Here is a 12,196-nt window from a genome sequence, read left to right on the forward strand (position 1 = left end):
TTTTCTCAGGGTGATGGATCTCTACGAGACTGACAGCACCACGGGCGCCGGGCTTCCGCTTCATCTCAGACTCCAGGATGATTGGCAAATATTCCCTCCCCACCGCGACCCCGAAATCAACAAGCGATTCATGATGTCAATGTTTCCGGGTGGACACGAGTTGCTGAGCGCTGCCAAGGTTACAGCTATACAGAGCGAAAATGCGGAGGATCACATACACGATTGGGACCTTTTTGCGCGCCAGCTGGTAGATGACAACAGATTCTTCCCGGCCCTACAAATAAAAAAGGACTATTTGGAGCAGGTAGTCCGCGACAATGTTCGCACTATCGCAGCAGGCGCCAGCCTCTTCCGGGCTCGAGTTGGCCCGTCATCTAGTCCACTGTCACCCGAAGTTATGGGAAAACCGCCTGCGCACCTTGCTACTCCAGGTCGCGCTAATTCCCTAGGTATCCCCCACTTTTATGCTGCTTTTGACCGCGATACAAGCATTATTGAATCGCGGGCTCTCCAACATAACTATGTTTCAGTGGCGATCTTCAAGACAACAAAAGATATAGACTGTTTAAACTTGGCATCTCTCAAGTCGGAGAATCCGTTCAAGATTGAGCAGGGTGGAATCGATCGCTTAGCTTCCTGGAAGTATCTGCGAAGACTTGGCACAGAGCTCTCAAAACCAATTCGGGGCACTGATAACAAGATTGACTATGTGCCCACGCAGTACCTCTGCGATTTTGTAAAGTCGCTCGGTATTACAGGAATTCGGTATGGAAGTTCACTGAACCCTCGGGGAGAAAACCTGGTCTTGTTCGCGGACGAACATATAGTAATAAAGCCCCCCGTTAAGGCCGTAGAAGTGACTGGGGCGACATACCAATTTACAGATCTGTCATGAGATATGCTCACAGCCTTTTTCTTTGAGGATGCCTGGTTAAGCACCCTCGTCTCCCCTGTTTCACATCAACCCTTCCACCACATAGACGCCACCGCAAACGTGGCGACGTCCAGGAAGATTGCGATAAGCCCGACGATGCCGGTGAGAATTAGGTTCACCACTGGGGTGTGGACCTTCGCGCTGAGCCGGCCGATGACCGCTTTGGGCAGGACGGAGTCAGGGTCCATCGCGTAGAGCAGGCGGGAGGCGCTAGCCTGCTCGGCGATGCCCGAGGCGAACTGGGCCACCACCAGCCGAGGAACACGGCCCCGAACAGCTGCCCGCCGAGCTGCAGGGCGATGGAGCTGGCCGCGGAGGCGGAGTCCTCGAACACGCCGCCGGGGTGGACCAGCTGGGTCACGTAGGACACGGTCGCGAAGATGCCGCCGAGGATAAGGGCAATGAGCATGATGGCGCGGGGCATGTTCTCGCGCGGTTCGATGGTCTCCTCGGTGAGGGTGGTGACGGCGTCGAACCCGAGGAACGAGTACGCGGCGCCGCGGCGCCGCCACAAAAACTGTAGGAGCTAGCTTGGGCGGCAACACACAGCATTCAGCCGTTGAAGTGGAACTCCACCACGTCGCCGCTGACCACCCCCTGCTGTGCAGGGTTACTTTTCGACCACTTCCTCGTCGCCGGTCTCAGACCCGTCCGCCGTCTGTTCGCCACGCTTCTTCCGTTTGAACAGCCCTGCGACGCTCCCTCCGACCGAGCCCGCCGTACCGACGATGGCGCCACCGACTCCCTTTACCGCGGTCAGGGCCTGGGGCTCATCCGGAATCCCGTCCCCATCGATGTCCACGCTCCGGAACACGCGCGATACCGTGTCGGCTGCGGTGGCCACCCCGGCACCCACTGCCACGGCGCCCGTTGCGACGCCGCCTCCGACTGTGCTCGCGGTGCCAGCAATCCAGTTTCCCGTCATCTTCGCTGCATCTTCCATGGCTGCAAGAGCTCGGTTCTGGTCGGCGTCGCCGTCCTCTGCCTCAGGTTCGGCAGGAATGGCAAGATGTTCGGGGAACATGTCTGGGGCTTCAGCGAACGCAGCCCGGGCGGCGGTCACGACTTCGCGACCGAACACGAAACGCGTGACACCTCCCGCCAAGGCGCCGACTCCGTATTCAATCGTTGCCTGCTGCTTTCCGCTCAAATTTTGGCGCACGGTCTCCAACTGACCGGTCTCCATGGTCCGAACCAAACTCTGCGCAGCGCCTCCAGGGAGGGTCTCCGCAAGCGTGTTCGCCCAGTGTGACCAATCGGTGCGGCCGGCAGCGACCATAGTGCCGACACCGACGGCACCTTCAGCCGACGCGCTCGATAGGTCAGTGGCCATCGCCGCGATTTGTTTCTGGCTCACTCGTTCATTCGAGAGTCCATAGACAAGGGCGAGGGCCTGGTCTTTGTCGAGATCCATTCCGTGAATATCGGCAATAGCGAGAGCAAACACCGCCGTGATCTCGAACTGCAGCTGTTCATCGCCTGCGGGAAGGAGAGCAGCAACGCGCTGTGCACCGTTCTTTGCAGTGCCCATCGCCATGTTCTTCGCTGCCTGTTTCGCAGCGCTCTTTGCGGCAAATTTGACGGCTTCCTTGCCAGTCTTCTTGGCCGCCTGTTGCCCCGCACTCTTCATACCGGCTGCTGCCGCCCCGACTCCGGGGATCATCGCGATACCAATATCAGCTGCGATCGCACCGGCGCTGATGAGAGCACCAGCAGTGGTGATCGAGGTTGCGTAGTGACGCTCCAACATCTGGATCACCTCAGCGGGCGTCGCATCCGGATGGCGCCGGCGGAGCCTCATGACGTACTTGCGAGCAATGGTGTGACGAGCGCTAACCGCCTTCGCAATGTCGCGCGTTGCGTCCTCTCCGACGAGCTCAGCTTCCAACGTGATGCTTTCAATATCGGTCATCGCTTACTCCTCGGGGTTGCACCTCTCCAGGAGGTGTGAATGCGGCTGATAGGTGCGAAACCGCCGGTGGCACCTGAATCTCTGGTGATTCTATTCATGGATCCTGGCTTGGCAGGTCGCGGCGCGTTCAAACTCCTCGACCAAGTGTCTCCCCCTTCTGCGCAGGAGTGGCTCTAGTGGAGCCCAAATACGCACGGTCAAAGTGTGGCATTGGAACTAAACGTCAGTCGGGCGACGATCTATGCATAGGACGATAAGGTTCTAGACATGTCAGACAGTTCCACAACACCACGGGCAAAGAGCAGCCTCTCTCCGCTTCAGCGATGGATAAGCTAGCTGTGCGGTCCGGTTGTGATTGCCCTGCTCACCGTTCTGCTGCTTCCATTTGTGAAACAGGCAGACGAGGAAGTGGAATTGACCTACTGAGTGGAGATCACTGAAACGACCGGATCGCTCATCAACAAAAACATCATCTTTACCGATGATGACAGGAACCGCCTCAAGTGCCCGATGCCGAGCAAGAGCGATCTGAAGAACAAGGCCCCAATGCATTGCAAGGACCGCGACGGCGTCGTCCATACGGTTGAAGCAATCAGGCCGTATGGCCTCTGAGAGGGACACATGAAAAGCGGCCCGGTTGCAGCACTCTGCGCATTGGTCTTGGCGCCAGCTTTGATTTCCTGCGTGCCTGTACACCGTACCGACCAGAGCGAAACGCTGAGGGAGGTCAAGCCGATGATCAGCTCGGCCCTGGATGAAATCCAAGCGATGTTTCCCGAAGCATCCGTCCAGGCTTCGGATAATCCTGATGAGCTGGCCAGCTGTGCGCGTCCCAAGGACAACAGTCATGACGGGGAATGGCAGTCCAGTGAGATGAGGTGGATCGAACTCGAGGACGCGGTGGACCGGACTCAACTTCTGGATGACATCCTCACGCACATGACGGCCGAGGGTTGGAAGCCTGGCGATAACCACTTCACTAACGGCGTTGATCAGCTCGAACTGGCGCACGTGAACGGCGGCCATATCTTCCTGTCCTTTGACGTGAGGTCACCAAAGACCCTGTAAGTGCGCTCCACGTCAGACTGCTATTACCTCCGCGAATACACCTACAAATCAGAGTTTCAGTAGTAGCTGGACCTCTACTTCATCCCCAAAGTCCGGGGGAACGAAACATGTCCTGAACTGTGTAGCGGGGCGTAGCTGGCGAGGGCGCGCCCGGCCAAAGCCGGACGCGCCCTTCTTGCGCTTGAACCCTCGAAGTAGTTCCCAGCGCGCCTTTCAGTCGATAAGCACCGGCTGCTTGTCACTCTCCGAAGCTCCGACGCCGGGCAGAGCCTTCCCGTTCCGGTGGTGCACCCAGCACCCCACCGCCAGAAGCGCCACGAGCGCAAACGTGCTCAGGAGCTGCGGACGGGAATCCTCGCCGATGAATCCCACCGTGAAGATCGCCGCGAGGATGACCAGACCCATGCCCGTGAGCCACGGGAAGCCGGGCATCCGCAGGGGAAGCTCCGTTCTCTCACGGTCGGCGCGGAGGCGCAGCGCGAGCTGGGCCAGGAGCGCGGACGTCCACACCAGCAGGCACGTCGAGCCCACGACGTTGAGCAGGACCGGAAGGACCTTCTCCGGGAAGGCCAGCTCGAGCACAACCGTGACAACGCCGAAGGCTACGCTGGCCAGGACTGCGACCACCGGAACTCGTGCCTTGGACACGGAAGCGAGCAGGCGTGGTGCTTCACCCCGCTCCGCGAGGGAGTACGCCATCCGGGAGGCACCGTAGAGGTTGGCGTTGAGCGCGGAGAGCAATGCCGCGACGGCCACCAGGGTGATGGCGGTGGCCGCACCGGGCATGCCGGCCGCATCCAGCACCGCGGCGAACGGGCTCTTCAACCCCGCCGAACCGACGGGAACCACCGCCGCGATGACGAAGATCGCGCCGATGTAGAAGACCAGGATGCGCCACAGCACGGTCCGGACTGCCTTCTTCACGCTGCGGGCCGGTTCGGCGGTCTCAGCTGCTGCCACGGACACAATCTCGGTGCCGCCGAACGCGAAGGCCACCACGAACAGCGCCGTGGCGATCCCCGCGAAACCGCCGGGTGCGAAGCCGGCACCGGTCAAGTTGGACAGGCCCGGCGACTGGACGCCCGGCAGCCAGCCGAAGAGCAGGGCGGCGCCCACCAGGAGGAATCCGACGATTGCTGCCACCTTGAGCAGGGCAAACCAGAACTCGAACTCGCCGAAGTTCTTCACGCTGGTGAGGTTCACCGCGGTGAGCACCACAATGAACACGAACGCTATCAGCCACACCGGCAGGGCCGGGAAGATGGTGGCCAGCAGGCCTGCCGCACCGAGCGCTTCCGCGGCGATGACCACCACGAGCTGTAGCCACCAGAGCCACCCCACCGTGGCACCGGCCACCGGGCCGTAGGCCTTGGCGGTATAGACCGAGAAGGCACCGCTGTCCGGATTGGCGGCGGCCATCTCGCCGAGGGCCCACATCACCAGGATGATGAGGGTGCCGGCCACGAGGTAGGAGATCAGCACGGCCGGGCCGGCAGCCTGGATGCCGGCGCCGGAGCCGATGAACAGGCCCGCGCCGATGGCGCTACCGAGCCCCATCATGGTGAGCTGGCGGGGTTTGAGTGCCGCGCCCAGTGCGCGGCCAGACGTCTTTGTCTGTTGTTCCATGGGGAGTCCTCTGGTTGTAGGTGGAACGGATTGGGTTTCAGGTCAGTCGATTGTCGGGGCCGCGTGGGCTTCCAGAAGCCGGAGCACGCGGTCGTTGGAGGAGGGATCGGCAACGGTGATCCGCACCCCGTCGCCCTGGTACGCGCGGACCAGGATACCGGCGGCGTCGAACGCGGCCACCAGCCTCGCGAGCAAATGTTGGTCCGCGCGGATCCACAGGAAGTTGCCCTGGCTCGCCTGAAGTTTCCAGCCCTGGGCTTCCAGCTGCGCGGCCATCCGTACGCGCTCCAGCTTGACGGCGGCCACCCGGGCTTCCATCTCCTCCCCCGCGTCCAGCGACGCGATGGCCGCCTTCTGCGCCAGCGCGCTTACGGCGAACGGCAGGGCGGTGCGGCGCAATCCCTCGGCGATTGCCGCCGTCGTAATGGCGTATCCGACGCGCAGGCCGGCGAGCCCGTACGCCTTCGAGAAGGTGCGCAGGATGCAGACGTTCGGGAACCGGCGGTAGAGCGCCAGGGAATCGGGGCCGCTGCCCGCTTCGGCGTATTCCACGTAGGCCTCGTCGATCACCACGAGGATGTCGGAGCGGACGGACTGCAGGAAGGCCTCGATCCGGTCGTGGCTGATCGGCACGCCGGTGGGATTGTTGGGGGTGCAGAGCAGGATGACCTTGGTGCGGGCGGTGACGGCCGCGGCCATGGCGTCGAGGTCGTGGCCCTCAGCGCTGTCCAGCGGGATGCGGACCGTCCGGGCGCCTGCAAGTTCAACCAGGATGGGGTAGGCCTCGAAGGAGCGCCATGCGAAGATCACTTCATCCCCGGCGTCGCACAGGCCGGTGATGATCTGCTGGAGGACGCCGACGCTGCCGGGTCCCACCGCCACTTCTCCGGCCGTGACGCCGAGGTGGCGGGCAAGCCGTTCGCGGAGTTCGACGGCGGCACTGTCCGGGTAGCGGTTCATGGTACCGGCCGCTGCGGCCACCGCGGCGGCGGCAGCGGGCAGCGGCTCGTAGTGGCTTTCGTTGCTGGCGAGGGCTGCAATGTCCGTACCGGCGCTGCGCCGGCCCGGGACGTAAGGCGGGAGTCCGGCCACGGCGCCACGAAGGGCGGGAAGCGCGGAGTCCGGTGCGGTCAGGAGCTGATCACGGGTCATGAGGAACGATCATGATTGTGACCCGCCCCACAATGCAAGATACCCTCAAGCCATTGGGACTTCTGCTCAACTTCTAGTAACTGTGGTGAAAATATGACCATCCAGAGCTCGCGCACCCTGGATTCCCTCGACGGCAGGATCATCCTGGCCCTCGACAAGGACCCCGAGGCCAGCGCCCTGGCACTCTCCCGGACGCTCGGCGTCGCACGGAATACCGTCCACGCCCGGCTGGCACGGCTTGAGCGCAGCGGCGCCCTGCGCTCCTTCAGCCGCAGGCTGGACCCCGCCGCGCTTGGCTATGACCTGATGGCCTTCCTATCACTGGCCATCAGCCAGACCCGGGCGGGTTCCGTGGAGAACGGGCTCGCGGCGATCCCGGAGGTCATCGAGGTGCACGCCACCACCGGGGACGCGGACCTGATGGCCAAGGTAGTGGCACGCAGCACGGCCGACCTGTACCGCATCACCAACGAGATCCTGGCAATCGACGGAATCCAGCGGACCAGCACGGCGATTTCCGTGGTTGAACTCATGCCGCCCCGCTACGACGGCCTCCTGAGCCGGCTGTCGGAGCAGGAGTCCCGCCCTTCCACCTAAGCGCTGGTAACGCAGGACACAAGTGGGCATATTTTCACTTGTACCTACCTGCTCCTGCCAATAATCCCAACCAAGCTCGACCCTCTTGCCTATCTATGACCCAGCCCGCAGGATTCCTGCATGACTTCACTTACCGTCTCAGGCCGCGTGGCGCAGGTTCTCAGCAGCTACCTCAGCGACGTCTTCGGCGTCATGGGCAACGGAAACGTCTACTTCCTGGACGCCGCGGAACAGCTGGGCCTCCGCTTCTCCCCCGTCCGCCACGAAGGCGCCGCCATCGCCGCGGCCGACGCCTACTACCGGACGTCCGGACGCCTCGCCGCGGGCACCACCACCTACGGCCCCGGCTACACCAACGCACTCACCGCCCTCGCCGAGTCGGTCCAGGCCCAGATCCCCGTGGTGCTGGTCACCGGAGACGCTCCCTCCAGCGGCGCCCGGCCCCAGGACGTGGACCAGGCAGCCATCGCCGCAGCACTTGGCGCGGCCACCTTCACCGTCACCCGCGACGCCGCCGGCTCCATCACGCAGCAGGCGGTGGAGTACGCGCTGACCAAGCGCACCGCCGTCGTGATTGCCATTCCCTACGACCTCGCGGCACTCGAGGCCGGGGACGAGGAACGGCCGGCGCCGCACGCACCAAAGGTGACGGACGACGTCGACGGCGGTCTTGGGCAGGTAGCCCGCCTCCTCGCCGGGGCGAAACGGCCGCTGATCCTCGCCGGCCGCGGTGCGCATCTCGCCGGAGCCGGCCCGGAGCTCCGGGAACTCGCCGACCGCCTCGGCGCACTGACCGCCGGAACCGCCCTGGCGCTCAACCTCCTCAAAGGCGAGGGGTACTTGGGCGTCGCCGGCGGTTTCGGCACCGACACCGCGGCCGGGCTTATGGGTGAGGCCGATGTGGTCCTGGTGGCCGGGGCAAGCCTGAGCCCCTTCACCATGCGGTTCGGGCACCTGCTCGGTCCGGACAGCACCGTCATCCAGATCGACACCGCCCTGCAGCCGACGCACCCCCGGGTGGATACGTTCGTCAGCGCGGACGTGAAGTCAGCTGCGGGGCACCTCCGGGGAATGCTGGACGGCCCGGCCTCGCCGGACGCCAGCCCCACAGACGGCTGGCGCGCGGAAGCCCGTCGGCGTCTGGCCGAGGGGCCGGGCCACGCGGCAGGCTCAGCGGAGACGCCGGACGGCCGGCTGGACCCGCGCGCCCTTGCCACGGCACTGGATGCGGTGCTGCCGGAGCGCCGCACCGTGGTTCAGGACGGCGGGCACTTTATCGGCTGGGCACCCATGTACTGGAACATCCCGAGGCCCCAGGACCTGGTCATGGTGGGGACCGCCTACCAGGCCATCGGGCTGGGCCTTGCCGGCGCCGTCGGGGCGGCCCGCGCGGTGGAGGACGGCCGCACCCTGGTGCTGGCCGCCGGCGACGGCGGTTTCCTGATGGGCCTGTCCGACCTGGAATCGCTGATCGGGGCGGCGGCCAGCGCCGTCGTCGTGATCTACAACGACGCCGCCTACGGCGCCGAAATCCACCAGTACGGCTCCCAGGGCCTGACCGAAAAGCCGATGCTGATCCCCGAGGTGGACTTCAGCGGCATCGCCCGTGCGCTCGGTGCCGAGTCGGCGATCATCCGTTCACTGGCGGACCTTTCCGCGCTCACGGACTGGATCGACGCCGGCGCGAAGGGAACCTTCGTGGCCGACTGCCGGATCACGTCGAGCGTGCGGGCCCCGTGGCTAAGCGAGTGGATGCAGGCTAAGCAGGAGGCGAACGCGGCGGTGGCGGGTTAACCCTCGTGCCGCCGTCGGGCTTTCTAGCGGAGCAGGCCATGGACTTCGCCCTGTATCTCGAGGACGGGACCGGGGTCTTCTTCGTGTGGGCCTCGTAGTCCGCCTGGCCGGCCGAGGAGTCCCTGGCCGCGTTCACGAACTCGCTGGCACTGGAGGTGACACCCCCATGAGTAAGAACCCGTTCACTGTCCGGACAAGTGTCGCTGCCCAACTGTTCATGTCCCGTGTGTTGACTGCTTGAGCAAGATGAAGGGGCGGTTCCCTGGTGCCAGCCGTCGAGCCGTTTCCTTCTCCGAAATATTGCAGTAAAGGCTCTCATGACAAAAGGTATGTCCCGCCGCGGAATATTGAAGACAGGTTCGGTCCTAGGACTCGGCGCTTCGCTTGCAGCGGTCACTCCGGCCCAAGCCCTCGCTGAAGGTTCCCAACGCACGAAAAAGGGCCAGTACTTCTGGCTGAACGGGGACCATCACGTACATACCCTTTTCAGCAACGACGGTAAGTACCGCGTGGTGGACCATGTACGTCAGGCCATCCGAAACGGCGTCGACTGGCTTGTCCTCACCGACCACGGCAATGTGGCCCACTCCCAGCTCAGCACCGACCAGATTGTGCCTCTCATTGATGAGGTGCGTAGGGAGTTTGGGGATTCGATTCTGATCTACCATGGCCTCGAGTGGAACATCCCCGGGGCCGAGCACGCCACAGTCTTCGTGGCGCCGGGCCGTGACGACGTCGCGGTCCTCAAGGAAGTCGAATCGCGCTGGGATGCCCGAGTAAAGGGCACGCGTGACGGAACAGCCGCCAACGAAGCCCTGGCGCTGGACGGGATCCGTTTCATGGCCGACGCCCGCGCCAAAGGCACGGTGGAGGACATTCTCATGATTCCAAACCACCCTTCGCGGCAGGGCATCGACTCACCACATGAGATCCGGGCATGGATCCAGGCAGCACCGGACGTGGTCATCGGAATGGAGGGTGCTCCCGGGCACCAGGCCGGCGGACTGCCCGCCCCACACGCCGGTGATCGTGCACGCGGCCTTTACGACGGCGCACCCGGCACCTTCTCCTTCAAGGGCTACCCTGCCGAGTCGTACCGCACGTGGGGTGGGTTCGACTGGATGACAGCCACCGTCGGCGGGGTGTGGGACAGCCTGCTCGCGGAAGGAAAGTTGTTTTCCATCACCGCAACCTCGGACAGCCACAACGTCTATCTGGACACCACTACGCGCGGGCCCGGAAGCAACTTCGACGCCAAGGGCCGCACCGACGACCCGGTCTACAGCGGCACGGTGGACCTCACAGAAAACGACTTCTGGCCCGGCTATTACAGCCGCACGCATGTCGGCGCCGAGAAAGTCAGTCACACATCAGTGATGCAGGGACTCCGTGAGGGCCGTGTCTGGGTGGACCACGGCTGCCTGATCGATTCCATCGATGTGACCGTATCGGACCAGGCAAAGTCGGTTACCCTCGGCGGAAAGCTTGCGACGAAGCGCGGCAGGAAAGTTACGCTTACCGTCTCCATCGCCCCGGCATCCAAACCAAACTTCGCAGGATTTATTCCTGAACTGGCCCGGGTTGACGTCATCCTCGGCACCGTGACCGGTCCGGTCACCGACGCCGACACCGTGCAGGCACCCGATACGCGCGTCATCACCCAGCTACCGACCAAGGATCTGACGCTGCGGAGCGGAATTTTGACCTGGACGCAGGAAATCGACACACCGGCCGGGCACTACTACATCCGCCTTCGCGGTACGGACGGGAAGAAGTCCCAGCCAGGCTTCCTCGGCGCAGATATCGACCCGGCCGGCCCTGCCATGGATGAGATCGGGAACGCAGATCCGTGGCAAGACCTGTGGTTCTACACCAACCCTATCTTCGTGGAGGTCAGCAACTAACCTCAACGCCTTATCCCTGCCGGCGCTGCGGGGATAAGGCGCTGAGGGCGCCAAGTCGTCGCGGAAGACCGTCGAGATGGCCCTTGCGTTCATCGACAAGCGAACCGTCGGATAGCCAAGTGGCTTGAGGACCACGACCCCGACGCCGGGGTAGCCGCGTTAGTGCCCTTGATGTACCTCCGGCCGCCTAGAGGAATTCACAGGTCCACCGCCTAGCATGTCCACCATGAATGCTGCCCGGGACGCCCGCTCTGCCGCCGTGGTGATCAATGCCGGATCACGCCGAGGGACGGCACACGAACTCGCGGTGGACACCATGCGAAAAGCAGGCGTGCCCGTCTCCGCCGTGCACCCCGTGCTGACCGGGGGCGAGCTGGCCGGGACGCTTGACCGGGTGCTTGCGGACGGGCACGACCTGGTGGTTGTGGGCGGCGGCGACGGGACCGTGTCCTACGCTGCCGGCCGCGTTGCCGGCACCAACGTTGTGCTCGGCGTTCTTCCGCTGGGCACCGCCAACGACTTCGCCCGCACGCTGGAGATACCGAACAACCTTGCCGAGGCGTGCGCCACCGTCGCGGACGGGAAGGTGGTGGACATCGACCTCGGCCGGGCTGACGGTGAGCCATTCCTCAATGTCGCGTCCGTGGGCCTGTCGGTGGCTGTGACGGAGGCTCTGAGCCCCCGCCTGAAGCGGTACATCGGGCCATTGGCGTACAGCATCGCCACGCTTCGGGCTTATGCCCGGCACAGGCCGTTCCGGGCCCGCCTCGAGTTCCCGGGCGGGGACCACGAGCCGCTGGAGCTGGAAGACCTGCTTCAGGTGGCCGTCGGCAACGGCCGGCACTACGGCGGCGGCAACACGGTGTCCCCCACCGCAGGGATCGATGACCACATCCTTGACATCTATGCCATTCTGGCCGGCCCGCTCCGGGAACACGTGAATATCGCGCGGTTGCTCAAGGATGGAAGCTTCATCGAACACGACCGGGTGTACCACCTGACCAGCCGGCATGTCCGGCTGGTCACGGAGCCGCCGCTGCCGGTGAACCTCGACGGCGAGATCGCGGCCACCACGCCGGCCGATTTCACTGTCCAGCGCAACGCCGTCCACGTGGTGGTGCCCCAGAGCAGCACCAGCGCATTGTTCGACGGACCTGGCGCCGCGAACCGGCCGTCCAGTTGAAAGCCAGCACGATGCTGCGCCAGTGG

The 12,196-nt window shown here is 64.0% G+C and carries 11 protein-coding genes; 6 read left to right on the top strand and 5 right to left on the bottom strand.

What is annotated here, in order from left to right:
* Positions 1-13: 13 nt before the first annotated feature.
* Positions 14-895 carry an RES family NAD+ phosphorylase gene (locus ACFQ50_RS07585; protein ID WP_377994911.1) on the top strand — a complete coding sequence of 294 codons (882 nt, stop codon included), beginning with the start codon at positions 14-16 and terminating at the stop codon, positions 893-895.
* A 154-nt stretch (positions 896-1,049) separates the two neighbouring features.
* Here ACFQ50_RS07585 and ACFQ50_RS07590 read toward each other — a convergent pair whose 3' ends face one another.
* From ACFQ50_RS07590 to ACFQ50_RS07600, 3 genes are all read right to left on the bottom strand, one after another.
* Positions 1,050-1,448, bottom strand: coding sequence for a hypothetical protein (locus ACFQ50_RS07590; RefSeq protein ID WP_377994912.1), 399 nt, complete (start codon positions 1,446-1,448; stop codon positions 1,050-1,052).
* Between the two features lie 96 nt (positions 1,449-1,544).
* Positions 1,545-2,846 (bottom strand): hypothetical protein, encoded by a 1,302-nt coding sequence (locus tag ACFQ50_RS07595; RefSeq protein WP_377994913.1) that lies wholly within the window; start codon positions 2,844-2,846, stop codon positions 1,545-1,547.
* A 270-nt stretch (positions 2,847-3,116) separates the two neighbouring features.
* Positions 3,117-3,425 carry a hypothetical protein gene (locus ACFQ50_RS07600; RefSeq protein WP_377994914.1) on the bottom strand — a complete coding sequence of 103 codons (309 nt, stop codon included), beginning with the start codon at positions 3,423-3,425 and terminating at the stop codon, positions 3,117-3,119.
* Between the two features lie 42 nt (positions 3,426-3,467).
* On the opposite strand from ACFQ50_RS07600, the gene ACFQ50_RS07605 reads away from it, so the two are divergent.
* On the top strand, positions 3,468-3,914 hold the full coding sequence (locus tag ACFQ50_RS07605) for a hypothetical protein (protein ID WP_377994915.1): 447 nt from the start codon (positions 3,468-3,470) through the stop codon (positions 3,912-3,914).
* 213 nt (positions 3,915-4,127) lie between these two features.
* Here ACFQ50_RS07605 and ACFQ50_RS07610 read toward each other — a convergent pair whose 3' ends face one another.
* Both ACFQ50_RS07610 and hisC read right to left on the bottom strand, forming a co-directional pair.
* The gene (locus ACFQ50_RS07610) at positions 4,128-5,540 is read right to left on the bottom strand and encodes an amino acid permease (protein ID WP_377994916.1); all 1,413 of its coding nucleotides are present in this window, start codon (positions 5,538-5,540) and stop codon (positions 4,128-4,130) included.
* Positions 5,541-5,582: 42 nt separating this feature from the next.
* Entirely contained in the window at positions 5,583-6,692 is a 1,110-nt protein-coding gene (hisC, locus tag ACFQ50_RS07615) for a histidinol-phosphate transaminase (RefSeq protein ID WP_377994917.1), read from the bottom strand.
* 93 nt (positions 6,693-6,785) lie between these two features.
* Here hisC and ACFQ50_RS07620 point away from each other — a divergent pair, with 93 nt between their 5' ends.
* The 4 genes from ACFQ50_RS07620 to ACFQ50_RS07635 all read left to right on the top strand — a co-directional run bounded on the left by ACFQ50_RS07620 (position 6,786) and on the right by ACFQ50_RS07635 (position 12,170).
* Positions 6,786-7,289 (top strand): Lrp/AsnC family transcriptional regulator, encoded by a 504-nt coding sequence (locus ACFQ50_RS07620; RefSeq protein WP_377994918.1) that lies wholly within the window; start codon positions 6,786-6,788, stop codon positions 7,287-7,289.
* 120 nt (positions 7,290-7,409) lie between these two features.
* Positions 7,410-9,083: a thiamine pyrophosphate-binding protein gene (locus ACFQ50_RS07625; protein WP_377994919.1), complete on the top strand. Its 1,674-nt coding sequence runs from the start codon at positions 7,410-7,412 to the stop codon at positions 9,081-9,083.
* Between the two features lie 317 nt (positions 9,084-9,400).
* Positions 9,401-10,987 carry a PHP domain-containing protein gene (locus ACFQ50_RS07630; RefSeq protein ID WP_377994920.1) on the top strand — a complete coding sequence of 529 codons (1,587 nt, stop codon included), beginning with the start codon at positions 9,401-9,403 and terminating at the stop codon, positions 10,985-10,987.
* Between the two features lie 226 nt (positions 10,988-11,213).
* A complete protein-coding gene (locus tag ACFQ50_RS07635; protein ID WP_377994921.1) occupies positions 11,214-12,170 on the top strand; it encodes a lipid kinase in 957 nt (318 codons plus the stop codon).
* Positions 12,171-12,196 lie beyond the last annotated feature (26 nt).

The organism is Arthrobacter sp. NPDC056493 (assembly GCF_042795115.1).
Classification (GTDB): domain Bacteria; phylum Actinomycetota; class Actinomycetes; order Actinomycetales; family Micrococcaceae; genus Arthrobacter.

Coding starts and splice junctions, on each gene's coding strand:
- ACFQ50_RS07585 (WP_377994911.1), top strand. CDS start 14: ATGGATCTCTACGAGACTGACAGCACCACGGGCGCCGGGCTTCCGCTT.
- ACFQ50_RS07595 (WP_377994913.1), bottom strand. CDS start 2,846: ATGACCGATATTGAAAGCATCACGTTGGAAGCTGAGCTCGTCGGAGAG.
- ACFQ50_RS07600 (WP_377994914.1), bottom strand. CDS start 3,425: ATGGACGACGCCGTCGCGGTCCTTGCAATGCATTGGGGCCTTGTTCTT.
- ACFQ50_RS07605 (WP_377994915.1), top strand. CDS start 3,468: ATGAAAAGCGGCCCGGTTGCAGCACTCTGCGCATTGGTCTTGGCGCCA.
- ACFQ50_RS07610 (WP_377994916.1), bottom strand. CDS start 5,540: ATGGAACAACAGACAAAGACGTCTGGCCGCGCACTGGGCGCGGCACTC.
- hisC (WP_377994917.1), bottom strand. CDS start 6,692: ATGACCCGTGATCAGCTCCTGACCGCACCGGACTCCGCGCTTCCCGCC.
- ACFQ50_RS07620 (WP_377994918.1), top strand. CDS start 6,786: ATGACCATCCAGAGCTCGCGCACCCTGGATTCCCTCGACGGCAGGATC.
- ACFQ50_RS07625 (WP_377994919.1), top strand. CDS start 7,410: ATGACTTCACTTACCGTCTCAGGCCGCGTGGCGCAGGTTCTCAGCAGC.
- ACFQ50_RS07630 (WP_377994920.1), top strand. CDS start 9,401: ATGACAAAAGGTATGTCCCGCCGCGGAATATTGAAGACAGGTTCGGTC.
- ACFQ50_RS07635 (WP_377994921.1), top strand. CDS start 11,214: ATGAATGCTGCCCGGGACGCCCGCTCTGCCGCCGTGGTGATCAATGCC.